The organism is Nocardia sp. XZ_19_385, from assembly GCF_015355755.1.
GTDB lineage: Bacteria > Actinomycetota > Actinomycetes > Mycobacteriales > Mycobacteriaceae > Nocardia.
Genome location: NZ_JACVEE010000004.1, coordinates 410,891 through 434,127 on the forward strand (window position 1 = coordinate 410,891; position 23,237 = coordinate 434,127).

At 66.6% G+C, this 23,237-nt stretch carries 23 protein-coding genes and 1 other RNA gene; 13 read left to right on the forward strand and 11 right to left on the reverse strand.

Translation table 11 applies throughout. The features are described 5' to 3' along the window. Positions 1–36 precede the first annotated feature (36 nt). From IBX22_RS30845 to IBX22_RS30860, 4 genes are read right to left on the reverse strand one after another with little or no spacing between them, the layout of a single operon-like run. On the reverse strand, positions 37–801 hold the full coding sequence (locus IBX22_RS30845; protein ID WP_194819270.1) for an ESX secretion-associated protein EspG: 765 nt from the start codon (positions 799–801) through the stop codon (positions 37–39). A 32-nt stretch (positions 802–833) separates the two neighbouring features. Continuing rightward, positions 834–2,183 carry a hypothetical protein gene (locus IBX22_RS30850; RefSeq protein WP_194819271.1) on the reverse strand — a complete coding sequence of 450 codons (1,350 nt, stop codon included), beginning with the start codon at positions 2,181–2,183 and terminating at the stop codon, positions 834–836. Continuing rightward, positions 2,183–2,563 carry a hypothetical protein gene (locus IBX22_RS30855; RefSeq protein ID WP_194819272.1) on the reverse strand — a complete coding sequence of 127 codons (381 nt, stop codon included), beginning with the start codon at positions 2,561–2,563 and terminating at the stop codon, positions 2,183–2,185. Before IBX22_RS30855 ends, IBX22_RS30850 begins: the two co-directional genes overlap by 1 nt. A 47-nt stretch (positions 2,564–2,610) precedes the next feature. Continuing rightward, positions 2,611–3,162, reverse strand: a complete 552-nt coding sequence (locus tag IBX22_RS30860) for a DUF3558 domain-containing protein (protein WP_194819273.1) — start codon at positions 3,160–3,162, stop codon at positions 2,611–2,613. Between the two features lie 384 nt (positions 3,163–3,546). Here IBX22_RS30860 and IBX22_RS30865 point away from each other — a divergent pair, with 384 nt between their 5' ends. From IBX22_RS30865 to IBX22_RS30895, 7 genes are all read left to right on the forward strand, one after another. After that, positions 3,547–4,284 carry a zinc ribbon domain-containing protein gene (locus tag IBX22_RS30865; protein WP_194819530.1) on the forward strand — a complete coding sequence of 246 codons (738 nt, stop codon included), beginning with the start codon at positions 3,547–3,549 and terminating at the stop codon, positions 4,282–4,284. 719 nt (positions 4,285–5,003) lie between these two features. Further along, entirely contained in the window at positions 5,004–6,311 is a 1,308-nt protein-coding gene (locus IBX22_RS30870) for a bifunctional RNase H/acid phosphatase (protein WP_309234854.1), read from the forward strand. Between the two features lie 206 nt (positions 6,312–6,517). Further along, positions 6,518–7,222, forward strand: coding sequence for a hypothetical protein (locus IBX22_RS30875; protein WP_309234855.1), 705 nt, complete (start codon positions 6,518–6,520; stop codon positions 7,220–7,222). A 174-nt stretch (positions 7,223–7,396) separates the two neighbouring features. Continuing rightward, positions 7,397–8,479 carry a YihY/virulence factor BrkB family protein gene (locus tag IBX22_RS30880; protein ID WP_194819275.1) on the forward strand — a complete coding sequence of 361 codons (1,083 nt, stop codon included), beginning with the start codon at positions 7,397–7,399 and terminating at the stop codon, positions 8,477–8,479. Beyond that, complete coding sequence (locus tag IBX22_RS30885; RefSeq protein WP_194819276.1) at positions 8,436–8,720, forward strand: hypothetical protein; 285 nt, start codon at positions 8,436–8,438, stop codon at positions 8,718–8,720. The genes IBX22_RS30880 and IBX22_RS30885 overlap by 44 nt, the downstream gene beginning before the upstream one ends. Further along, entirely contained in the window at positions 8,720–8,977 is a 258-nt protein-coding gene (locus tag IBX22_RS30890) for a DUF4235 domain-containing protein (RefSeq protein WP_194819277.1), read from the forward strand. The genes IBX22_RS30885 and IBX22_RS30890 overlap by 1 nt, the downstream gene beginning before the upstream one ends. Positions 8,978–9,164: 187 nt before the next feature. Continuing rightward, complete coding sequence (locus IBX22_RS30895) at positions 9,165–9,866, forward strand: hypothetical protein (protein ID WP_309234856.1); 702 nt, start codon at positions 9,165–9,167, stop codon at positions 9,864–9,866. Here the strand turns inward: IBX22_RS30895 and IBX22_RS30900 are convergent. Continuing rightward, entirely contained in the window at positions 9,863–10,381 is a 519-nt protein-coding gene (locus tag IBX22_RS30900) for a TrmH family RNA methyltransferase (RefSeq protein WP_194819278.1), read from the reverse strand. The genes IBX22_RS30895 and IBX22_RS30900 overlap by 4 nt on opposite strands. A gap of 144 nt (positions 10,382–10,525) precedes the next feature. Further along, the gene (locus IBX22_RS30905; protein ID WP_194819279.1) at positions 10,526–11,413 is read right to left on the reverse strand and encodes an alpha/beta hydrolase; all 888 of its coding nucleotides are present in this window, start codon (positions 11,411–11,413) and stop codon (positions 10,526–10,528) included. 85 nt (positions 11,414–11,498) lie between these two features. Here IBX22_RS30905 and rnpB point away from each other — a divergent pair. Further along, an RNA gene (rnpB, locus tag IBX22_RS30910) (RNase P RNA component class A) lies at positions 11,499–11,922 on the forward strand. A 547-nt stretch (positions 11,923–12,469) separates the two neighbouring features. Here rnpB and IBX22_RS30915 read toward each other — a convergent pair. Next, positions 12,470–12,856: a hypothetical protein gene (locus IBX22_RS30915; protein ID WP_194819280.1), complete on the reverse strand. Its 387-nt coding sequence runs from the start codon at positions 12,854–12,856 to the stop codon at positions 12,470–12,472. Between the two features lie 425 nt (positions 12,857–13,281). On the opposite strand from IBX22_RS30915, the gene IBX22_RS30920 reads away from it, so the two are divergent. Both IBX22_RS30920 and IBX22_RS30925 read left to right on the forward strand, forming a co-directional pair. Next, a complete protein-coding gene (locus IBX22_RS30920) occupies positions 13,282–13,614 on the forward strand; it encodes a hypothetical protein (RefSeq protein WP_194819281.1) in 333 nt (110 codons plus the stop codon). Positions 13,615–13,634: 20 nt separating this feature from the next. Continuing rightward, positions 13,635–15,134, forward strand: coding sequence for an RNB domain-containing ribonuclease (locus IBX22_RS30925; protein ID WP_194819282.1), 1,500 nt, complete (start codon positions 13,635–13,637; stop codon positions 15,132–15,134). A 238-nt stretch (positions 15,135–15,372) separates the two neighbouring features. Here the strand turns inward: IBX22_RS30925 and IBX22_RS30930 are convergent, their stop codons facing one another. From IBX22_RS30930 to panB, 4 genes are all read right to left on the reverse strand, one after another. Beyond that, entirely contained in the window at positions 15,373–16,557 is a 1,185-nt protein-coding gene (locus IBX22_RS30930; protein WP_194819283.1) for a CHAD domain-containing protein, read from the reverse strand. Between the two features lie 9 nt (positions 16,558–16,566). Beyond that, positions 16,567–17,532 (reverse strand): prolyl aminopeptidase, encoded by a 966-nt coding sequence (gene pip, locus IBX22_RS30935; RefSeq protein ID WP_194819284.1) that lies wholly within the window; start codon positions 17,530–17,532, stop codon positions 16,567–16,569. Continuing rightward, complete coding sequence (locus IBX22_RS30940; RefSeq protein ID WP_194819285.1) at positions 17,532–17,972, reverse strand: hypothetical protein; 441 nt, start codon at positions 17,970–17,972, stop codon at positions 17,532–17,534. Before IBX22_RS30940 ends, pip begins: the two co-directional genes overlap by 1 nt. A gap of 134 nt (positions 17,973–18,106) precedes the next feature. Further along, on the reverse strand, positions 18,107–18,961 hold the full coding sequence (panB, locus tag IBX22_RS30945) for a 3-methyl-2-oxobutanoate hydroxymethyltransferase (RefSeq protein ID WP_194819533.1): 855 nt from the start codon (positions 18,959–18,961) through the stop codon (positions 18,107–18,109). Positions 18,962–19,147: 186 nt separating this feature from the next. Between panB and IBX22_RS30950 the strand changes: the two genes are divergently transcribed. The 3 genes from IBX22_RS30950 (at position 19,148) to IBX22_RS30960 (ending at position 23,212) form a co-directional block, all read left to right on the forward strand. After that, on the forward strand, positions 19,148–20,683 hold the full coding sequence (locus IBX22_RS30950; protein ID WP_194819286.1) for an alpha/beta hydrolase: 1,536 nt from the start codon (positions 19,148–19,150) through the stop codon (positions 20,681–20,683). Between the two features lie 201 nt (positions 20,684–20,884). Beyond that, complete coding sequence (locus IBX22_RS30955; protein ID WP_194819287.1) at positions 20,885–21,760, forward strand: PHB depolymerase family esterase; 876 nt, start codon at positions 20,885–20,887, stop codon at positions 21,758–21,760. A 111-nt stretch (positions 21,761–21,871) separates the two neighbouring features. Then, on the forward strand, positions 21,872–23,212 hold the full coding sequence (locus IBX22_RS30960; RefSeq protein WP_194819288.1) for a glutamine synthetase family protein: 1,341 nt from the start codon (positions 21,872–21,874) through the stop codon (positions 23,210–23,212). Positions 23,213–23,237 lie beyond the last annotated feature (25 nt).

Here is a 23,237-nt window from a genome sequence, read left to right on the forward strand (position 1 = left end):
GCCCGGGCGACGGCGGATTCCGCAAAAGCGCTGGGATTACCAGGCATTGGTGCGCGACCGCTGACAGGCTTCGATGCGGTACTGCAGTTGCCGCAGCAGCTCATCCGTCGCGCCCGGCGTCACACTGAGGTCGTCGTCGTTGTGGTTGACCAGCAGATACCGGCCGTCATCCGGGTAGTCCAGCCAGTGAAAAGCCTGACCGTCCTTGGTGGGCCGGGCGTCGTAGGCGATGCTCGGATAGACGGTGATCTCACCCAGACTGGTGCGCGGCCGCCGGAAGAACCGGTTCAACTGCTGCCCGGGAGACGGCCGCATCGAATAGCCGGTGTAATCGGTCTCCGCCAGATCAGAGCGGCGGGCGCCGAACGGCGGATGCGAACCTCCTTGGCAGCGCGGCAGTTTCGCGACGATCTCCGAAGGCAGCAGGCGCGCGCTGCCCATCGTGAGCACGACATCACGACCGTGCTGCGGATCGGGCCCCGGCTGCTGCACGGCCACCACGGCATCCCGATCCACGATGCCCGCATGGATACGCACCACCTGCGACAGCTGCGGACCGTGGAACCCGTGGATCTCGATGCGCACCTGCGGTTCCAGCAACACGACCATCGCCCGATACAGGCGTTCGTCGAACACGCCCTGCACCCGCTCGGCCGCCAGCTTGCGCGCGTACTCCCAGTCGTCGTGGCATTCCATGAACGGCGGCAGGAAACTCAACGGGTACGGCCAGCGGTCGCGACCCACCGCCTCCAGCAGCACGTCGAACGCGAGTCCGTCCAGCTGCCAACGTAATTCACTCATGTGTAGTTCTCGAACCTTCGAAGTGATCTGACTCAGCCGCCGATGACCCCGCCGGGCGGGAGCACGCGCGGCTGAATGCCGAGCAGCTCGGTCTCGCGGTCCTGGATCAGATAGTCCGGGATCTTGTGCTCGTCGTCATCCTGTCCCTGACCGCCGCGGCTTCCCATGCCACCCATACCCGGCATGCCATTGCGGCCGGCGCCGGAACCGGTGCCCTTGCTGTTGGCGCCGGTACCAGTGGCGGTGTTGGTGCCGGGGACGGCGGAAACGGTTTTGGGCGTGCCCGGGGTCGCGCTCGCCGCCGGAGTACCGCTGCCGAGCTTCGGGGTGCCCGAGCCCGGGGTGCCTGTCTTGGGGACCGCGGTGGTGGGGACGTTCGAGCTGGGCACGTTGGTGGTGGCCGGGGTCGTGGGGACGCCGGATGTCGGGACAGCGGTGGTGGGAACGCCGGTCGCCGGAGTGCCGGTCGATTGGGCGCTCGTCGGGGCGTCGGTGGTGGCCGGGGTGGTGGGAGCGCCGGTAGGGCTGCTGACCGGAGAGCCGGTGGGTCCGCCGGTCGGGCCTGCGGTGGGGCCACCCGTGGGTCCGCTGGTCGGGCCACCGGTAGGACCAGCGGAGGGTCCTTGATTGGTGCTCTGAGTGACAGTGCTGTACGGCTCCGGAAGCTTCGGAGTCTGCCCGTCGACCTTCTGCGCGCCCGGCTTGTAGATGGACTCCATGATGTCCTGGGCGTTCGCGGCGGCCTCGTTGGCGCGGTGCTTCTCGAGCTTCAGCACGCCGTTGCCGGGGATGTGGCCGACGATCTCGCCTACGGTGGACACTTCTTTCGGCTCAGTGATCGAATCCTTGGCTTGGACGATGTAGCCCTGGAAGAGATCAATGCTGTTGGCAACCTGCTGGAAAGCAGTCGAAAGCTTTTCGGTCTCTGTGATGTAGGCCTGTGTCCCCTGCGCCGCGGCGTTCGCCGCCGCGCCCTTCCACTTTTCATTGATGTCGTTGGTAACGCCATCCCTGAACGCAGTGATCGCCTCGTTGGTCTTTCTGACCAGGTTGCGCCAGCCGTCAGCACCTGAGTTGATATCGCCCGATGTGACGCCTTTTTCGTTGTTGAGCGCGTCCCAGATCTTCTGATGATCCCAAGTCTTGAAAGCCTCGTTCGCGTCACCTACAAGCACTTTGACGTTGTCCGGCACGTTGTACTTGTCGGTGAGACCGCTGTACTCGTTGTTGATGATGTTTCGGTCGCCACCCCATTCTTGGTTGGCCTTGGACCGTTCACCTCGCTCGTCGTTGTTCTGTTGATCAGATTTCTGGTGGCCATCAATTCCGACGCCGCTGATGCCTATGAGCGCAGCGCCGGCGGCAATGAGGGGGACGACCATTACTTCACCTCTTCGGTCTGCTGCTTCGTGGACAACGCGGCGGACTGATCGGCTTGTGTGATTTTGCCGATCGCTGCGGCGTAGGTGTCATGCATCAGCTTGACGACCTCGATGTGCTGTTCGATCACTTTCGCCGCGGAGCCGTCACCGGACGCCTTCTGCTCGAATTTCTTCTGCAACGCCAGGGCGGAAGGAAGGGTGCCGTAACCCGACAGGTGGTCAAGAGCTTGGGCGTCCTTCTTCATGACGTCGAGTGCGTCAATGAAGGTCTCGCAGCGCTTGCGAAGCGCCTCACCGATGTCGGTGTCCATCTTCAGCTCGCCTGCGAGAGCTTGAGTTTTAAATGTCTGCCAGGTGTTCTTCTGGCCCTCGACCGCCATCGGGTTCCCTCCCAGTGTTCAAGTTCGAAATGAAGTACACGCGCGTCTCACTTCGGCAGGTATGGTTCGAGTTCTTGCGCGTGGGCGATGGCCCGTTCACATCGATCAGCTGTAATAGGTTTCGATGCCCGCCAGCTCACCGCCACCTCGACCATGCCCTGCTCGGCAGGCAAGCTGACGTAGCAGACATCACCACGGGTGTCCGATTTGTCCTGGTAGGTCATGCCTTTTCGAGAACCGATCGTGACGTCTTTGAAGCCAGTGAGCTTCGTGTTGGCCCGAGATTCGTCCTGCGTGTGGCTAGTCGATAGGACCATCAGGAAGTAAGGGAGCTCAGTGGAATTCCACGAGCAAACCCGCCATGACGCCGGGCCGTGTGCTGGATTGGTGGTGACGTCCTTCGTCGCCGGGTCGACCCGTGTCTTCCGCAACGCCTCGTCGCCCAACTGTGTGCACGGATCCCACACTTGGATCGCGTCAGGATTCCGGGTAGTCGGCTTGGCCGTCCCCTCCACAGACTTCCCCGTCCCGCACCCAGCGGCCAGCCCCACCACAGCGGCTCCAGCCATCACGGTCCGTAGAACGTAGGCGATACGCATGTCTCTCCTGGCGTAGGCGTTGATTTTTCCCCTCCGTAACTATATGACGCACCGGACCCACTCGCGGTTCCAGCCTTTTCCCCGATCAGGGCGCAGAACCCTCAGCTGCGCCACGTCGTGCGGCCGGAGCAATCCAAGCCGGGCACGGTAACCCCCTAGAAGTTCGATCTAGCGCTGATCGTAAACCCAAATCCGGCCGCTGACCGGCGACGGACGTATTCCCGCAGCTGACCGCCGCCCGGTCGCGGGCGGGGACGGCCGGGTAGCGCGCGGGCAATGGCCGTCAACCCTTCCGCACCGGGGTACCGTGGAGCCTTGGCATTCGCCGCCTTCGGCGGCACGGCTGCCACCCATCCGTCCATAGCGTTCAGGAGTTTCCCCGCGTTGAATGTCGAACCACCGGTCCAGGCCAAGCTGCTCCAGCTCGCCGCTGTCGACGCCGAGCTGACGCGGATCTCGCATCGGCGCACCGTGCTGCCCGAGCAGCAGGAGGTGGCGCGGCTGGAGGCGGAGCGCAACAAGCACAAGGACGCCGCGGTGGCGGTGGAGATCCAGATCGACGATCTCGATCGGGACATCCGCAAGCTGGAGGGCGAGGTCGACGCCGTCCGCAAGCGTGAAGAGCGGGACCGCGGCATGCTGACCTCGGGAAGCGTTGCCGCCAAACAGCTTTCGGAGATCCAGCACGAGCTGGGCAGCCTGGAGCGCCGCCGCTCGGTGCTGGAGGACGAACTGCTCGAGGTGATGGAACGCCGCGAAGCCTCGGCTTCCGACCACGATCATGCCGGCGCCCGCCTCAGCAAGACCGAAGAGGAACTCTCCGACGCCCAGCGCCTGCGCGACGAAGCGATCGCGGATCTAGATGTGGCACAAGGCCGTTGCGACCAGGACCGCACCAAACTGGTGGAACTGTTCCCAGCCGAACTCCTCACCATCTACGACAAGCAGCGCACCCGGAACGGCGTAGGCGCAGCCCTGCTCCAGGCCCGCCGATGCGGCGCCTGCCGCATCGAACTGGACCGCGGCGAAATCGCCCGCATCGCCAAGGCCGCCCCCGATTCCGTCGTCCGCTGCCCGGAATGCGGCGCAATCATGGTGCGCACCAAGGAATCCGGCCTGTAACCACGGCCCCTTCGCCCTGGTGCGACCACGACGGTCGCATCCACGCGATGACAACTGCAATCGAGACAACCCCGTGGTCCCGGCCGAAAATGCCGGGACCACGGTGTGTTTCCGCACCGATCCGACGTGTTCTCGCCCGACATCGAGGCCGCCCGACATACGCCGGGTGCCGGACCGGTCCGCCGGAGGAGCGATCCGGCACCGCTTCTACGCCAGCCTGATATCGCGGCATTGACTCGTCATGGTGTGTTCCTCTATCGACTCGACGTAAGCCCGGCCGATATCGAAGCAGCTCAACTATGCCGGGATCAGTGTCGACCCGTCGCAGGACTGGCTGGCAGTCTGTACGCCGAGGCCGATATTGCGACGCTGCCCCGGATCGCGGTGGGTTTCCGCACCGATCCGATCGCCGGCCGCCATCGAGCCGCCCGACATATGCCGGGTACCGGACCGGCCGTTCGCATCTGCGAACTGGTCGGCACCGTCTCTGTGGGGAGGCCGAGACCGAGACGCTGGCCCGGATCACGGTGCGCATCCGCACCGAACCGATGTCATCGCTGCCCTGCGTGCAACGCCTTTGCTGGTGAGCACCATCTGTAGGCGATGCTCGGCGAGTGGATGGCTGGCTCGGCTGACGATGTGTGGTGCCAGGATGTCGGGGCGGGATGTGGTTGGCTCTATCGGAGGTCGGCATTGGTTGGGTCAGGCGAGGAGGCTTGGTGAAGAACGCGCATGTGATCGTGGAGGCTGACGGTGGGTCGCGGGGTAATCCTGGGCCTGCGGGGTATGGGGCTGTCGTCTTTGCCGCCGATCATGTGACTGTGCTTGCCGAGCGGCGCGAAAGTGTGGGCGTCGCAACGAATAACGTCGCGGAGTATCGGGGGTTGATCGCAGGGCTGGAGGCGGCGGCGGAGCTCGGGGCGCGCACCGTTGAGGTGCGGATGGATTCCAAGCTGGTTGTCGAGCAGATGTCGGGGCGGTGGAAGATCAAGCACGCGGCCATGATTCCGCTCGCTGATCGGGCCCGTCGGCTGGTGGCCGGTTTCGAGCGGGTGAGTTTCGACTGGATACCGCGGGCCGAGAACGCGTACGCGGACCGTTTGGCCAATGAGGCCATGGATGACGCGCCGCTGATCGATGAGGTGCGTGCGGCACGCGCTGCGGGACATAGTGATTCGGTCGGCGAGTACCGAGTCGGTGCGTCCGAGAGCGCCCGTGCCGCCGAGGCGAGTCCGCCGCCGTGGATCGATGAGCCGGAATCCGCGGCGGCATCACCCCAGAGCGCGCCCCCATCAGTTCCGGATGATCTCGATTTGGTGCCGGACCCAGCAACGGATGAGGGGAGTACGCCGAACTCCGGAGCCGCGCGCGAGTCGGTGGCCACATCCAGCCCGGGCTGGACGGGGGCAGTCGGCCGCCCGACCCGCATGCTGCTGTTGCGCCACGGGCAGACGGAACTCTCTGTGCAGCGTAGGTATTCGGGCCGGGGTAATCCGCCGCTCACCGCCCTGGGCCGGGAGCAGGCCGCGCGAGCCGCGAAAATGCTTGCGGCGAAAGGCGGTATCGCCGCCGTCGTCAGCTCGCCCCTCGGACGTGCTCGCGAAACCGCCGAGGCCGTAGCCGGTGCGCTGGATGTCCCGGTGCGCGTGCTCGACGGACTCATCGAAACCGACTTCGGTGACTGGGAAGGTCTGACGTTTTCCGAAGCGTCGCAACAGGATCCGGAGCTGCACTCGCGCTGGCTCGGCGATACCTCGGTGACCCCACCGGGCGGCGAGAGCTTCGACGCGGTCCGGGAACGCATCGAGGCTGTGCGCCGGGATCTGGTCGCGATGTACGCGGAGGAGAACGTCGTGGTCGTCAGCCACGTCACCCCGATCAAGACTCTCCTCCAACTGGCCCTCGGTGTCGGCCCGTCCCTGCTCTACCGCCTGCACCTGGATCTCGCGTCACTCTCCATCGCCGAGTTCTACCCAGACGGCGGCTCCTCCGTCCGCCTCGTCAACGACACCTCCTACCTCGCCTGACAGCGACGGATCCGCGCGCACCGAAGTAACAACCAGGTGTGTAAAGCCGATCCACAGGCGGAGTAGTAGCCGAGTGTTAACCCCGTATTCGATCGATAGACAGTGCGGGGGAGAACCCTGTCGGGGTGGTGCTCCATGATGTGTGGGTGTGGCCGGCGGCCCGGGAAACCGGGTGCCGGCCAATGTTTCGAGAGAAAGAGTTCTACGTGAAGTTCAGAGGCGTGGCGGCCATTGCTGCCGTCATCGCGGGTGTGGGTGCTGCCCTGGCAGGTACCGCGCAGGCCGATCCGGGGAGTGTTGTGCTGGGCGGGAGCTCGGGGCTGGTCTTCGAAAACAATCACGCGTGTTCGCTGGCCGCCATCGGCTACGACAACGCGGGACGACTGGTCGGCCTGACCGCCGGTCACTGCGCGCCCACCGGCTCGCTGGTCGGCTCGGAGACGCAGCTGCGCGCGGGCGCGGTCGGCATCGTCGCCTACTCCGACGACGGGGAGGGGCTGGATTTCGGGGTGCTCGTCTTCGACAAGGAGCGTGTCACTCCGGTGCGCACCGTCGGCGCCACCACCATCAACGGCATCGGCGCGCGCCCGACGCCCGGTAGCACCGTCTGCTCCAACGGCCGCAGCAGCGGCCCGGGCTGCGGTCTGGTCTGGGGCAACCTCGACCCGATCACCACGCTCAACCAGGCCTGCTCCAAGCCGGGCGATTCCGGCGGCCCGGTCACCGTGGGCGACCGGCTGGTCGGCATGAACCTGGGCCGCCTCACCGGCCTGGCGGGCATCGGCTTCGATATCCCGTGCACCACCGCGGCCAACCCGATCCACTCGCCGGCGTATTTCGCGCCGATCGACGAGATCCTCATGGCCCTCGACGAAATGGGCGGCGCGGGCGCGGGTTTCCGCCCGGTCTAACCGCTGCACGAATCGCGATTCACCGCCGTGGCCACGAAAGGCGCGGCGGTGAAGTCGTTTTCGCACGCCGCACCCCGAAGACGGCGTCGTCCCGCCGGGCCAAAGGGGTGATCTCCCTGAGAGTTTGGGGCTGGTAGGGGCGGGTATTGCGGCCTTCGATCGGGAGGTGACGCGATGCGCGGTGTTGGGCACAAGGATGAGCACAAGACGGATTGGTCGGTAGGCCCGACACAGTTGAAATGGCGGTCCTGGTGGGGAGTATTGAAGCGGACGGTCGCCGAATTCCAGGACGACAACCTGATGGACTGGGCAGCGGCCCTCACCTACTACTCGATGTTGTCGATCTTCCCCGCGATCATCGTGTGTACCGCGCTGCTCGGGTTGATGGGCGACTCGCAGACCCAGACGTTGATCCAGACGGTCGAGGACATCGGGGCCGGTAGCGGCACCGCGTTGCTGGTCGACGCGATCAAGGAATTGCAAGGGTCCCAGCAGATCGCGGGCCCGCTGGCCATCATCGGCCTGCTGACGGCGCTGTGGACGGCGTCCGGATACATCGGGGCGTTCATGCGGGCCGCGAACGCGGTGTACGACGTCGACGAGGGCCGCCCGATGTGGAAGACGATCCCGGTGCGGGTCGGCCTGACCGCCCTCATGGTGGTGTTGCTGGCGGTGTGCGCCGTCGGGGTGGTCGCCACCGGCGGCATCGCGGACCGGGTGGGTCAATGGATCGGTGTCGGGTCGGCCGGGGTGACGGCCTGGGACATCCTCAAGTGGCCGGTCCTGGCGATCCTGATCAACCTGGCGTTCGCCCTGCTGTATTGGGTGGCGCCGAACGCGAAACAGCCAGGGGTCCGCTGGCTCAGCCCGGGCAGCGCGCTCGCCGTGCTGCTGTGGGTCGCTGCCTCGGCCGGATTCGCCTTCTACGTCGCCAATTTCGGGTCCTACAACAAGACCTACGGATCCCTCGGCGGTGTCGCGGTGTTCCTTGTCTGGCTGTGGATTTCGAATATCGCCGTGCTACTGGGCGCGGAATTCGACGCGGAACTGGCGCGCGGGCGCCGGATCGAGGAAGGGATGCCACCCGAGCAGGAGCCGTTCCTGCCCCCACGGCAGGAGGCGGATGAAGATTCCGGCGCCCCAAAAGAATCCTTGGCCGAGCCAAGAGGTTCGGCAGACGCCCCCAAAGAATCGATGACGAAAGGAGACGTGCATGAACCCACGAAAAGCCACCTCCGAAATCGACCGGCTACATGAGATCGCCGGAGCCGCCAAGGGAAAGGCGGCCGATATGAAGCACCGCGCGGACGATGGCACGGCCCAGGCCGCGTATACGGCGACCGACGCGGTGGACCGGGTGCGCACCAAGGCCCGGGATCTGGTCGAGCGCGCGGAAGCGAACGCTCCGGCCGGGAAGAAGAGCAAAGCCGTACCGGTACTTACGATCGCGGTCGTCGCTGCGGCCGCGGTGCTTTGGCGTCTACTGCGGAGGAACTGATGCGTACTTTGTACAAGCCGCTGGAAATGCTGATCAGCGTGCTGGGCGGGCTGCTCGCGGGCGCGGTGTTCAGCAAGGTGTGGGGGTTGCTGACGGGCGAGGACGAGGCGCCGGACGCCACCGCGAAAGACCATGGCTGGCAAGAGATTCTGGCCGCGGCGGCATTGCAGGGGGCCATCTTCGGATTGGTCCGGGCGGCGCTGAACCGCGCTAGTGCCACCGGCTATCAATCGGTGACGGGTACCTGGCCCGACTAACTTTCCGTCTTCGGCCGGGACCCACGGTTTGACCTGGGTCCCGGCCAAAAGCATGCCGGGACGACAGCTCTGGCGAACGCCACGCGGATTGCGTTGTGCGTGTTGAGATCAAGGTTGGCGACTCTGCCACTAATGTTGCTGAAGATTGTCCGACAAGTCCCTTTCTCCCCTTTTGGAAGAGGTAACTGTGCTGGCATCTCGGCGTTTGGCGGCGGCGATCCTGGTCCTCGCCGGTATCGGAACACTGTTTGCGGGTGAGCTGCAAGCAGAACCAACCGTCGCGATGGGCGGCGGCTCGGGCATCATCCTGGACGACGAAGCGGTGTGCTCGGTGACGACGATCGGACACGACGGCGCAGGCCGCCTGGTGGGTTTGACCGCCGGTCACTGCACCGGCGCCGGAGCCCTGGTCAAGGCCGAGCATCAGCCGGGCGCCGGGGTGATCGGCAGAGTCGCCTTCTCCGACGAGGGTCAGGGCTTGGATTTCGCGGTGATCGAATTCGACACCGACAAGGTCATTCCGCTGCGCACCGTCGGCGCCACCACCATCGCCGGCACCGCACCAGCTCCTGGCTTCGGCGCTGTCGTGTGCTCCAACGGCCGCACCACCGGTTCCGACTGCGGCGTCGTCTGGGGCAACCTCGACTACAACACCCTGAACCAATCCTGTTCCCTGCCAGGCGATTCCGGCGGCCCGGTGACCGTCGATGATCGCCTGGTCGGGATGAATCAAGGCCGGTTCATCAGCATCGCGGGTATCCGATTCGACGTCCCGTGCTCCGCACCCAATGACCCCATCCACTCGCCGGCCTACTTCACCTCCATCGATCTGATCCTGGGCGAGGTCAACCGGATGGGCGGCGTCGGCGCCGGATTCCAGCCCATTTAGCACAGCCCCGCGAGTTTGTAGAGCACGAGCGAACCGGCCACTGCGACATTGAGGCTGTGGCCGGTGCCGACCATCGGGATTTCCACTGCGAGATCGAGGTGTTCGAGCCCTTCCGGCGGAATCCCGTCGGCTTCGTGGCCGAGCACCATGATCGTGCGTTTGCGGGCCGGTGGCAGATCGGCGAGGCGGATGGATTCGTCGGTGAGCTCGACACCGACAATCGCCGAGCCGCCCGCTTTCTGCCGTGCCAGCCAGCGGTCCACCCGTCCGTCGACCCAATGCACGCACTGCGGCTTGCGCAGTGTGTTGCCGTGGTCGAGCGCATCGGGCACCCATGGCTTGCGCGGCACCACCAGGCATGCGCCGACCGCGTCGCAGGTACGCAGCAGCGTGCCGAGATTCACCCCGTGTTTGGGCCACAGTGGCGCGGCGAGAATGTGATTCCAGCAGCCGTGTGAGCGCTGGCGGCGTTGGCGGCGCAGTTCGGGGCGGCTGCGAATCCGCGCGGCCGTCACAGCGGAATGGGGAAGCCCTTCCCCAGGGAGAGAACAGAATTCATATCAGCGATGCTTCGCGGCACATCGGGGCCATCGACAGGGGTGAGCGATCACCCGGTAGAAACCGTCGATTCACGATACCGCACGCCGCTGCGCCGATGATCAGGGGCGCAGTACCGAGACCAGGAATTCGGTCTGGTCGTACACCGCCTGCTCGAAGACATCATCGAAGTACACGTCGAAGTGCCCCACCGGATACCGTTTCACCACTGCGTGTTTCGTCCGCTCGGCCGCCTTCAGCGTCGGCTTGACGGGCGCGATCGAATCGTTGTCGGCCACGGCGTAGAACACCGGCACCTTCAAACCCTTGGCGCGCCGCCCCGGTGAATCGAACAGCGCCGAAAACGCGAAGCGCGCTGCGACTTTCGGCTCGTAGGTCAGGCTCTCCTCGGCCAGTCTGCCGTAACCCTCGGGCACGTCCGAGGCCGACATCAACGCCGCCGATCGTTTGCGCCCCGCCAGTTTCACCCGGATCGGCTTGCGGCGGATCGGCCCGAGCAGCAGGTCGGTGGTGGCGAGGGTGGCGACCTTGGTCAGGCTGATCGGTCCCTTCGCCAGCCCCGAGGCCAGCCCGCTGGTGAACGGCACCTGCGCCACGACCGCGGCCAGATAGTCGTCCTCGGGCGCCACCGACAGCACGTGCCCGCCCCCGAAGGACGTGCCCCACAACGCGATTCGCGTCTTGTCGATACCGCGCAGGGTGCGCGCGTAGGCGATGGCATTGCGCCAGTCCTCGCGCTGCTTGGAAATGTTGATCACCTGCCGGGGCGCACCGGCGCTGGCGCCGAAATGCCGGTAGTCGAATATCAGCACCGCCATCCCCGCGGCGGCGAACCGCCGGGCGTAGCGATCCAGACCCATATCCCGTGTGCCCCCCAGGCCGTGCCCCATCACCACGAGCGGGCGGGGCTTGGGGACGCCTGCGGGAGGGTACAGCCAGCCGGCGCAATGCTCGTTACCCGACGGGAAACTGACCTCGAGACGTTCCATGGGCCATTACCGTACTGTGTTCGGCTCCCGCTTTCGCGGCGTGGTTGGGTGGGCTGCTAAGCACCAGCTACGCTGGGCACGCGGACGAGTTGGCCGGGCGACCGCGGCGAAGGGAACGGGCACCGCTGTGCCGCCGCCCGTCGCCGAGGAAAGTCCGGACTCCACAGAGCAGGGCGGTTGCTAACGGCAACCCGGGGTGACCCGCGGGACAGTGCCACAGAAAACAGACCGCCGGCGCATTGCCTTCGAAAGAGGGTGTGGGCCGGTAAGGGTGAAACGGTGCGGTAAGAGCGCACCAGCGCCCCGGGTGACCGGGGCGGCTAGGTAAACCCCGCCCGGAGCAAGGTCGAAGGTCGCACCTCGCGGTGCGGCTGCGCAGGCGTTCGAGGGCTGCTCGCCCGAGCCTGCGGGTGGGCCGCTCGAGGCACCCGGCAACGGTGTGTCCAGATGGATGGTCGTCACCCGGCGCGAGCCGGGGACAGGATCCGGCTTAGAGGCCGACTCGTCCGCCCAGAACCCACGAAACGCCGGTGCTGTAGATACAGCACCGGCGTTTCAGGCTCGAACTAGACGGCCAGCCCCGCGAGGAAGGTGAGGATGTTGGCGACGATGTTGGCGCTGCTCTTCTCTTCCGAACTTCCGGGCAACATGCTGCTCATCTGAACTCCTTCGAGTTGTGGCGAACCTCGCGGAACGCCGTGATCTGGACGAGTACTGCTGGCCTAGCGGACGAGCTCGCTCCGGGACGGGCCCGGTGCGCCTGGTAAATGGTAGCCAGATGTTAGCGAATCGCGGGGATTACTGGAGCGAAATTTCCCAGCTCAACCGACCCTCCTGGGTGCATGATGGAGCTGGGCGTAGGAGGCAGCGGCCAGGGAAATCCTCGCCGCGCGCTTCCTGGAACGGTGCACCGGCGCCGCCGAGGCGCCGGAACCGCAGCAGCCCCAAGGTAAGTGAGGCAACCATGTCCATGTTGATTCCGCTGGTAGCGATCCTCGTCATGATCGGAGTCGCCTACCTGTTGCGGTACCTGCCCCGGTTCCTCGCACCCAAGGACTAAGCGCACATGATCTTGGCCATCTGGTAGACCGACTGCGCCTCTTCCTTGGAGGCCTCGACGGTGCCGTTCTTGGCCAGTTTGATGATGTCGGTGACGATCGCGTCCTCGGACTTGCCGCCCTTCACGTTCGTGCAGGTCTCGGTGAGAATTCCGGCGATCTGGGCGTCGGTGCGGCCCGCGGCCAGCTTCGGGAACGCGGACTTGTAGCTGACCACGAAGGTGCCGGCGCGGGCACTGTCGATGATCGAAGCGGCGGAGGCCGCGGCGGCGCTGGAGGCCGAGGCGGCGGGCGCGGCCGCCTTGTCCTCGCCGCCGCAGCCGGCGAGCAGCAGAGCGGCGAAGACGGTGGAGCTGGCCGCGATGGCGGCGGTAGTTCTGGTCACGCTGCGGGATGCTAGCGGCAACCGGCGAAAGTCGCCTCCCGTCTGGTTAACGGAAGGCGACCACCGCGTGGACGGAAACCGTGAGGTCAGGTCGGGTTGATCATGAAGACCGAAGCCCAGTACGCGGCCTGGTCCGGACCGAGCACCGGCATCAGGTAATCGAAGAGGATCGTTGACATGACTGCGTTTCTCCCAATTGTCGACGTACACGGACACTTTGCGAGCGATGCGGGATTCTGGCCGCCCGCATCGCCGGGGAACCCTAACAGCCGAGGGCGGTTTGCCTGGCCCGGCACGGCGTTTCGCTGGTAACTGGCTTCGGAGTGATCGACGTCATAGAGTGGGCGCCGTTGGTAAGACCCGTTTGCGGGGCGGTCTGACGGGTGCTTTTCATCTCCGAGTGCAGGAAGCAGGTCTCAAAACATATGCGGGTAGTTCGTTCACTGGTCGCCGGCGCGCTTATCGCCGGGGCCGCATCGGTTTTCGCGGTGCTGGGTGCTGGGTCCGCCAACGCGGTCGCGGTGACTCCGCTGCCGGGCGGGTTGCAGGTCGACCTCAGCCCCGGCGATACCCGGTGGGTCAGTCAGTCCAATATCGGTCTGGCGCTTGCCGGTCTGCCGCATCCGTCGGCGGCTTCCTTCGGTCAGGCGCTCGACGCCGCGGCCGAGGTTTCGTCGGCGGTGCCGAACGGCCGGGTGACCTTCACCGTGTTCGGTCCGCTCAATGAGCTGAACGGCACCATGCTGGCGCTGCAGTAGTAGCGGGCGGCTCTCACACTGTGGAACTGCACCAGCGGATTGTCTCGGCTCCGGTTGATTTCGGAGCCATCAGATCCGAATTCGGTTTGGCCTCGGCGTATCCCGCCGAGGCCACCGCGGAAGCCCGCGACGCGTCCGACGCGTTCGCGGGTTTTCGGATCGATCGCACCGACCTCGAGTTCGTGACGATCGACCCGCCGGGCGCCATGGACCTCGATCAAGCGGTTCATCTGGAACGCACGGAAACCGGTTTCACCGTGCACTACGCGATCGCCGACGTAGCCGCGGTGATCAACCCCGACGGCGCGCTCGCGCGCGAATCGGGTTCACGGGGGCAAACTTTCTACTTACCCGATGGCACCGTGCCGCTGCATCCGCCGGAGCTGTCGGAGGATTCCGCCAGCCTGCTGCCGGAACAGACCCGGCCCGCCGTGCTGTGGACCATCGAATGTGACTCCGCCGGAGAACCTTTGGAATACGCGGTCGAGCGGGCCCTGGTCCGCTCCCGCGCCCGGCTGGACTACGCGGGCGTCCAAGCCGACGCCGACGCGGGCCGCCTGCACCCCTCGATCGCAGCCCTGCCGGAATTCGGTCAGCGGCGCATCGAGGCCGGGCTGGCGCGCGGGGCGATCGGACTGCGGCTGCCGTCGCAGAGCATCATCCGCGACGACGGCGCTGATGGGCACTGGCAGCTCGTAGTGGAACCCCGCACCGCCGCCGACGACTGGAACGAACAGGTCTCCCTGCTCACCGGAATGGTCGCCGCCCGAATCATGTTGCAGGGCGACAGCTCCGGCGATGTCATCGCCCTGCTGCGCACCATGCCCCCGCCCGCCGAATCCGCCATCGCCGCCATGCGCCGCACCGCCGCCGCCCTGGGCGTGGACTGGCCCGCCGACCAGCCCGTCGGGCAGATGCTGGCTCTGCTGGACCCGAATACGCCTGCGGCACTTGTCCTGATGTCCGAGGCGACGGGCTTACTGCGGGGGGCCGGGTACACCGTGCTGAACGGGGACCCGGATGCCGCCACGGAAGCAACCGGCCAGGAGAGCGCCGAGAACACGTCTGCCGCTGCGGAACGCCGACCAAACCTGCTGCAACACAGCGCAATCGGTGCTCCCTATGCCCATGTCACGGCCCCGCTGCGCCGCCTGGGCGACCGCTTCGCCACCGAAATCTGCCTGGCTCGGCATGCGAAAACCGAAGTGCCGCAATGGGTCCGCGATGGCCTCACCGAAGTCGTCAGCACCCTGCGCCGCACCGACGCCATGGCGAACAAAATCGAACGCGCCTGCATCGACCTCACCGAATCAACGCTATTGTCCGAACGCGTCGGCCAGGCCTTCGACGCCGTGGTGATCCGCGAAGCCAACGGCAACCGCGCCGCTGAAATCTTCATCGCCGACCCACCGGTGCTCGGCCCGTGCAACGGCGAACCGCCAGAGGGCAGCACCGTCCGCGTCCAACTCACCTCCGCCGATCCCACTACCCGCAAGATCGTGTTCACATACCCGGCCTGACCGGCTCTGTCCCGCGCACAAACTCGCTGTGCGCAGGGGGTTTGCAGCAGTGCTAGTGCGCCCGCGCCCCAAACGAAACCCTTGCGTTCCCACGGACGACCGGCGTCGAGGGAGAACTTGCCGGCGCCGGTGAACCCGACGGCCGCGAGTGTCAGCGCGCTCTGCCGGTGCGACACTCCCGTTTGATGTGCGACGGCTCTACTGGTCGCGGCGGCTGGCGTGCGGGCGTGACGCTGTTCTACGGGGCTGGTTGGGGTGCGTGGGTGGTGAGGGCTTCTGCGGCGGCCGGGTAATTCTCCAGCTCGTCGTGGGCCGCTTCGTCTTCGGCGGACGCCAGCAGGTGGTAGAGGGCCGGGTTCTCGCCCGCGGCTTCGGCTTCGGCGGCGCGAGCAACGATGGCTTCGTGCGACTCGATGGCGTCGCGGTGGTCGCCGAGGACTGATTGCAGGTGTTTGGCGTGCTTACCGAGGTCGGTGGCCTCCTCGCCCAGGATGTCGGCGGCCGCCTCGCAGGAGTAGCGCAGGCGCTTGGCGCTCTTGCGGATGTCGTGCAGCATTTCGATGCGGTCGGCCGGTGCGGTGCTGGGTTCAGCGCGGATGAAAGCTTCGATGCGTTCGTGGTCGCGCTGCAGGACCACCCGGAAGAAATCGGGGGCTGGGACGGCGGCGCGGGAGGGGCGCAACGGGGGCTCGGACTTCCAGCGGGACAAGGTATTTCGCAACGCGAGATAGCGGTCGCTGTCGAGGGCGGCGAGGATCTGCGCGTGCGCGCCGTCATAACGGGCGCGCTCGGCGGTCACCAAGCGCGCAGTGGTCTTGTCGACATCGTCAGCGGTGGCGATGGGGGCGTTGACGCGCGTCTCGCCCGCGGTGACACCACCGCCAGGCGCGCAATCTCCGGGCAGGGCATCGCTGGTTGCGGCATCGCCGGGCGTGGCATCCCTGGTTGCGTCACCATTGGCCGTGCCACCGTTGGGCGCGGCATCGCCGGGCCTGGCATCGCTGGGCGCGGCATCTTGGGGAGCGGCAGCGCTGGTTGCGGCGCCATCCGACTTGGCCTCCCTCGGCGCATCGCCCGACGCGTCCACGGGTTTCCCTGTGACCGTGTCGATTTCGGCGACCTCCGTGGCGGCGTCCAGGTGCTTGGACATCAGCTTCTCGAACCGGTCGGCGCGGACCTCGGCGTCGCGGGCGACGCCGAGCAGGCCCGCGAGCCACTTGAGTTCCGCGCTGATCTCAGCGGCCCGGTCTCGTTGCAGCAGCATGCGGTAGGAGCGCAGCACGCTGCGCAGGCGGCGGGTGGCGACCCGCATCTGGTGCACCGAATCGTCCGCGTCGGAACGGACTTCGGGTTCGGCGGCCAGCAGCCGGTCGATATCGCTGGACAGGGCTGCGATGAGTGCCGTACCGGCGCTGACCTCCATGGGATCAACTCACTTTCGGGCGAAGCTGTCTGTCGCTTCGACCAATCGGTCGACGATGCCGGGTTCGCTCGAGGCGTGCCCTGCGTCGTCGACGATGTGCAGCACCGATCCGGGCCAGGCGCGGTGCAGGTCCCATGCGCTGACCGGCGGGCAGACGACGTCGTAGCGGCCCTGCACGATCACCGCGGGAATATGGGTGATCTTAGCGAGGTCGCGCAACAGCTGCCCTTCCTCGAGGAAACCACCGTGGCGGAAGTAGTGGTTCTCGATGCGGGCGAAGGCGAGTGCGAAGCGGGGGTCGCCGAATTCGGCGACCCGGTCCGGGTTCGGCAGCAGGGAGGCGGTCGCACCTTCCCAGGTGGTCCAGGCGATGGCCGCGGCGGCGGCGACCTCCGGGTCGGGGGAGTGCAGCAGCCGGTGATAGGCCTCGACCAGGTCGCTGTCGCGCTCGTCGACCGGCACCGGGGCGAGGAACTTCTCCCACAGGTCCGGGTACATGTTGCCCGCGGCCCCGTTGTAGTACCAGTCGATTTCCTTGCGCCGCAACAGGAAAATGCCGCGCAGCACCAGTTCGGTGACCCGCTCGGAATGCTGCTGCGCGTAGGCCAGGGCGAGAGTGGAGCCCCACGAGCCGCCGAACACCTGCCAGCGTTCGATGCCCAAATGTGCGCGCAGCGCTTCGATATCGGCGATCAGGTGCGGCGTGGTGTTGGTCTCCAGGCCGGCGCCGTCGGCGATATGCGGTGTGCTGCGCCCACATCCGCGCTGATCGAGCAGCACGATGCGGTAGGCGGCCGGGTCGAAGAAGCGCCGGTACACCGGATCGGTGCCGCCGCCGGGCCCGCCGTGCAGGAACACCACCGGCTTCCCGTCGGGGTTACCGCTGACTTCCCAGTACATGGATTGGCCGTCGCCGACGTCGAGCATGCCGCTGTCGAACGGTTCGATGGCGGGGTAGAGGGTGCGTCGAGTCATCAGAAGGCAATCCCCGCAGCGAGATTCGGGAGCTCCAGGGCTTCGATGGCCTGCTGGCGCACATCGGCACAGGACTTGGTGGTGACCGTGTCGATGATCGACTTGTCGTGCAGGATATGGCCGTTGATGCCGCCCTGCTGAATACCCCACTGGTGCACCAGCGCGTTCAGCCCGATCTTGCCGATCGTCGGGCCCTGCACCCGCCAGCTCGACAGTTCCGGCTTGATCAGCTCACACAGCTGCGTGGCGCTCGCGTCGGAGATCTCCAGCGTGGTGGTCGGCGCGGCCGTCGTCTTCGAACCCTGCGCCGAGGAGGTGCTCGGCGCGGAGGTCCCCGCCGGTTGCGGATCGCTCGAAGTAGTACACGCGGCCAGCGCCGCAACGGTACACACCCCCGCCACCACCAGGGTGCTGCATGAAATCCAACGGCTCTGCGGCATTCGATACCTCGTAACTCGTGTCGGCTGATCGCCCCCGAGTCTGCCACCCTCCCCTGTGGGCTCCATGAAAAGTGGGACATGACCGGGGCGAACGTCGCGTAGACGCCGCGGTCATGTCCCACTTATCGGCTAGTTCAGAAGCTGTGCTCCGGGCCGGGGAAGGTGCCGCGGCGGACTTCGTCGGCGTAGTTGGCGGCGGCGGTGCGCAGGTCCAGGCCGATGCTGGCGAAACGCTTGACGAACTTGGCGGTTTTGCCGCTGGTGTAGCCGGCCATGTCCTGCCAGACCAGCACCTGGGCGTCGCAATCCGGGCCGGCGCCGATGCCGACGGTCGGAATGGTCAGCTTGTGCGTGACCTGACCGGCGATTTCGGCCGGAACCATCTCCATCACCACGGCGAACGCGCCCGCCTCCTGGACGGCCATGGCGTCGTGGACCAGCTGTTCGGCGGCGTCGCCACGGCCCTGCACGCGGAAACCGCCGAGCGTGTTGACGCTCTGCGGGGTGAAGCCGATGTGCGCCATGACGGGGATGCCGGCCGCGGTGATCAGCGCGATCTGTTCGGCGACCCGCTCACCACCCTCCAGCTTCACCGCGTGCGCCTGGCCCTCCTTCATGAACCGGGTCGCGGTGGCGAGTGCCTGCTCGGGGGAGGATTCGTAGGTGCCGAACGGCAGGTCGGCCACCACCAGGGCATTCGGTGCGCCCCGGACCACGCCGCGGACCAGCGGAATCAGCTCGTCGACGGTGATCGGCACGGTGGTGTCGTAGCCGTACACGACGTTGGCGGCCGAGTCGCCGACCAGCAGCACGGGGATACCGGCTTCTTCGAAGAGGACAGCCGAGGAGTAGTCGTAGGCGGTGAGCATGGCCCACTTCTCGCCGTCGGCCTTCATCTGCTGCAGATGGGTGACGCGGGTCTTGCGCCGCTTCTTCGGTTCGGCCGGGGCAGCGCCGTAGGCAGTGGTCTCTGAATCGGATCCGGACATCATCGTCCCTTCATTGAGTGTCGCCTCGAGGCCCTGTCGGGTCCCCGGGTCTTCTGACTCCTCCAGTCTGCCACCGTCGTCGGGCCCTGAATAAGGGCCCTCCCCGGTGCGATCGGTCACACCGGCCGGTGTCGGTCGGTTTGCCCGGGAGCGGCTGGGTGCGGCGGTACTGGCAGGATCGTGCCCATGGGCTTGCGACGGGGCGTGCTGGGTGTGGCGGTGCTGGCGTTGATCGCGGGCGGATGCGCGGCGCAGGAGGACGAAAAGCCCAGCGCGCCGATGCCGGCCACGCCGGTGTCGCTCGACAAGTTCTACGCGCAGACCGTGCAGTGGGGGTCCTGCGAGAACGTCACCAGCGATCGGCTGCCGCCCGCCGCGGAGTGCGCCAAGGTCACCGTGCCGGTCGACTACGCGAAACCGGACGGGCCGACCGCGCAGCTCGCGCTGTCCCGGATTCCGGCTTCCGGCAAGAAGATCGGGTCGCTGCTGCTGAATCCGGGCGGTCCCGGGGTGTCCGGCTTGTCGATCGTGAGCCTGGCCGGGGGTTCGCCGCTGGCCGAGCGGTTCGATCGGGTCGGGTTCGATCCGCGCGGTGTCGGTTCGTCGACACCGTCGATCACCTGCCTGAATCCCCAAGAAGCGGACGCCGAACGCGCCGAGCGGCCCGTGGACAACACGCCCGAGGGGATCGCCGAGCAAGAGGCGGAGAACAAGGAATACGTCGGCAAGTGCGTCGAACGGACCGGGGCGGACATCCTTTCGCATGTCGGCACCCGGGAAGTGGTGCAGGACATGGATGTCATCCGCGCGGTGCTCGGCGACCCGAAACTCAGCTACCTCGGCTACTCCTACGGCACCAAGCTGGGTTCGGCTTACGCCGAGAAGTATCCGGACCGGGTGCGCGCGCTGGTGCTGGACGGGGCCATCGATTCCTCGCAGGATCCGGTCGACGAATCACTGCGCCAGGCCGCCGGTTTCCAGAAGGCCTTCGATGCTTTCAGCGCCGACTGCGCCAAGCAGCCCGACTGCGCCCTGGGATCCGACCCCGCTCAGTCCGTCGCCCGGTTCCGCGACCTGGTGAATCCGTTGCGCGACAAGCCTGCTGCCACCACCGACGCTCGCGGCCTGTCCTACGGCGACGCCATCACCGGCGTCCAGCAGGCGCTGTATTCCGACTCGCTGTGGCGCGTGCTGTTCACCGGCTTGGCCGAGCTGCAGCAGGGCCGCGGCGACACTCTCCTGCAACTGGCCGACATGTACGACGGCCGCAACGACGACGGCTCCTACGTGAACACGCAGGACGCCTTCAACGCCATTCGCTGCGTCGACGACCCGCGTATCACCGACCCCGCCATCGCCTCCCGCCAGGACGCCGAATACCGCAAGGCCGCACCGTTTCTCGACGACGGCAAGGGCACCGGGACGGCCGCGTTGGAACTGTGCGCGTTCTGGCCGGTCCCGAACAGCTCCGAGCCGCACAAGATCTCGGTCCAGGGTCTGCCGAAGGTGGTCGTCGTCTCCACCACCGAGGACCCCGCCACCCCGTACCAGGCGGGTGTCGACCTGTCTCGGCAACTGGGCGCGTCGCTGATCACCTTTCAGGGCACGCGCCACACCGCCGCCCTGGTGGCCGGGGACGAATGCCTGGACAGCGCCGTGGTCGCCTACCTGACGGATCTGACGGAACCGGGCTCGCAGCTCACCTGCGGACAGGCGAGCTGAACTACCGCATAGCGGATTATGCTCTGGCATACCAGAGCGCTCGCAGATACGTTGTGAAGTCACAAGCTCCGGTGCGCAGGACGCCGAGTTGGGCTCGGGGAACTGTTCCGTCGCCTAGCGAAATCGAAAGTCCCTTCCGGGTGGTACCACCGGCTGGGTAGCGTGCGGATTCTCAAATCTGTTCGCACACAAGGAGTTTCTGTGGCGTCCTCACTTACCACCCGCTTGGCGGCGCTGTTCGGCGCGGCCTGTGCGGCGCTGTCACTAGCGGTCACCGCGGCCGCACCCGTCTACGCCGACGAAGAAGTGGAGCCGGAGGTCAACGCCGCCGCCTGCACGACAACACCGACCAACGGCACCGAGGAAAGGGGTCCCGACGGACGCAGGTACCTGGTGAAGGTGCCCGCCGGGCTCTCCGGCAACGCTCCGCTGGTCGTGGCCCTGCACGGCGGCTACAGCAATCCGCGCCAGCACCTCGACCAGTCTGGCTGGGAGGACTTCGCCAACGACAAGAAGTTCATCCTCGTCGCGCCGCGTGGGAACAAGGACGAAGGCGACAGCAATCCCAGCACCTGGGCGTGGCACGCCACCTCCACGGACGTCGACTACATCAAGTCGGTGGTGAACGAGGTCCGGACGAAATGGTGCGTGAACCCCAAGCGCATCCATCTCACCGGGCACTCCAACGGCGGGCAGATGGCCTCCCGCGCCGGCTGCCTGGCCTCGACCTACTTCGCCTCGGGCGCGGTGTACGCACCCGCCCCGCCGCCCACGGGATGCAATCCGGCGCGCGCGATCTCGTGGGGCGTGTTCCACCAGCGTGGTGACGGCACGGTGTGGCACGAGATGGCCTACAGCCACGTCATGTACTGGATGTGGGAGAACCGCCCCTGCAACAACGACACGCCGGACGGCGGGACCAACACTTTCGAATCCAAGCGCTGGAGTTGCGACGCGGGGACCTCGGTCGTGTGGCGCACCTACCACGGCGGCAACCATGACTGGCCCACCGGCGCACGCCGCACCGAAGTGATGAACCGCATGTGGGCGTTGTTCCAGGGCAGCCCGCTGCCGTAAGGCCCCGGCGAGATCCTTCGTGCCGGCGAAGGATCTCGCTTTTTGCCCCGGAACCCAATCTTCAGTCCCGACGTAACACGGATTTAACGCCAGGTGCCTACGCTCGCGGACATGGATCGCCAGAAGGAATTCGTGCTGCGGACGCTCGAAGAACGGGACATCCGCTTCGTGCGGCTCTGGTTCACCGACGTCTTGGGTTATCTGAAGTCCGTCGCGATCGCTCCCGCCGAGCTCGAGGGCGCGTTCGAGGAGGGCATCGGCTTCGACGGCTCGGCCATCGAGGGCTTCGCCCGCGTCTCGGAGGCCGACATGGTCGCCCGGCCGGATCCCTCGACGTTCCAGGTGCTGCCCTGGGCGACCTCCAAGGGTCACCAGCATTCCGCGCGCATGTTCTGCGATATCACCATGCCCGACGGTTCGCCGTCCTGGGCCGACCCGCGCCACGTGCTGCGGCGGCAGCTGAACAAGGCCGCCGATGTCGGGTTCAGCTGCTACGTGCACCCGGAGATCGAATTCTTCCTGCTGAAGAACGGCCCGCAGGACGGCTCCAAGCCGACCCCGGCCGACAGCGGCGGCTTCTTCGACCAGGCCGTGCACGATTCCGCGCCGAACTTCCGCCGGCACGCCATCGACGCGCTGGAGTCCATGGGCATCTCGGTGGAGTTCAGCCACCACGAGGGCGCCCCGGGCCAGCAGGAGATCGACCTGCGCTACGCCGACGCGCTGTCCATGGCCGACAACGTCATGACCTTCCGCTACCTGATCAAGGAAGTGGCGATCGACGAGGGCGTGCGCGCCACGTTCATGCCCAAGCCCTTCGCGGAGTACCCGGGCTCGGCCATGCACACGCACATGAGCCTGTTCGAAGGGGAGGCCAATGCCTTCGCCGACCCCGACGATCCGGACAACCTCTCCGGCACGGCGCGCGCGTTCATCGCGGGCATCCTGGAGCACGCGCCGGAGATCTCGGCGATCACCAACCAGTGGGTGAACTCCTACAAGCGCCTGATCCACGGTGGCGAGGCCCCGACCGCCGCCTCGTGGGGCCGCTCGAACCGTTCCGCGCTGGTGCGGGTGCCGATGTACACCCCGAACAAGTCCTCCTCGCGCCGCGTCGAGATCCGCAGCCCTGATTCGGCCTGCAACCCGTACCTGACCTTCGCCGTGCTGCTCGCGGCCGGTCTGCGCGGCATCGAGAAGGGCTACACGCTGCCGCCGGAGGCCGAGGACGACGTGTGGTCGCTGACCACCGCCGAGCGCCGCGCCATGGGCTTCCGGGAACTGCCGGGCACCCTGGACGAAGCCCTGCAGGCGATGGAGCGCTCCGAGCTGGTCGCGGAGACCTTGGGCGAGCACGTGTTCGACTTCTTCCTGCGCAACAAGCGCCGCGAATGGGCCGACTACCGCAGCCAGGTCACGCCCTACGAGCTTCAGGAATACCTCGGGCTGTAATTTTGGCAGCGCCTGCGGCGCTGCG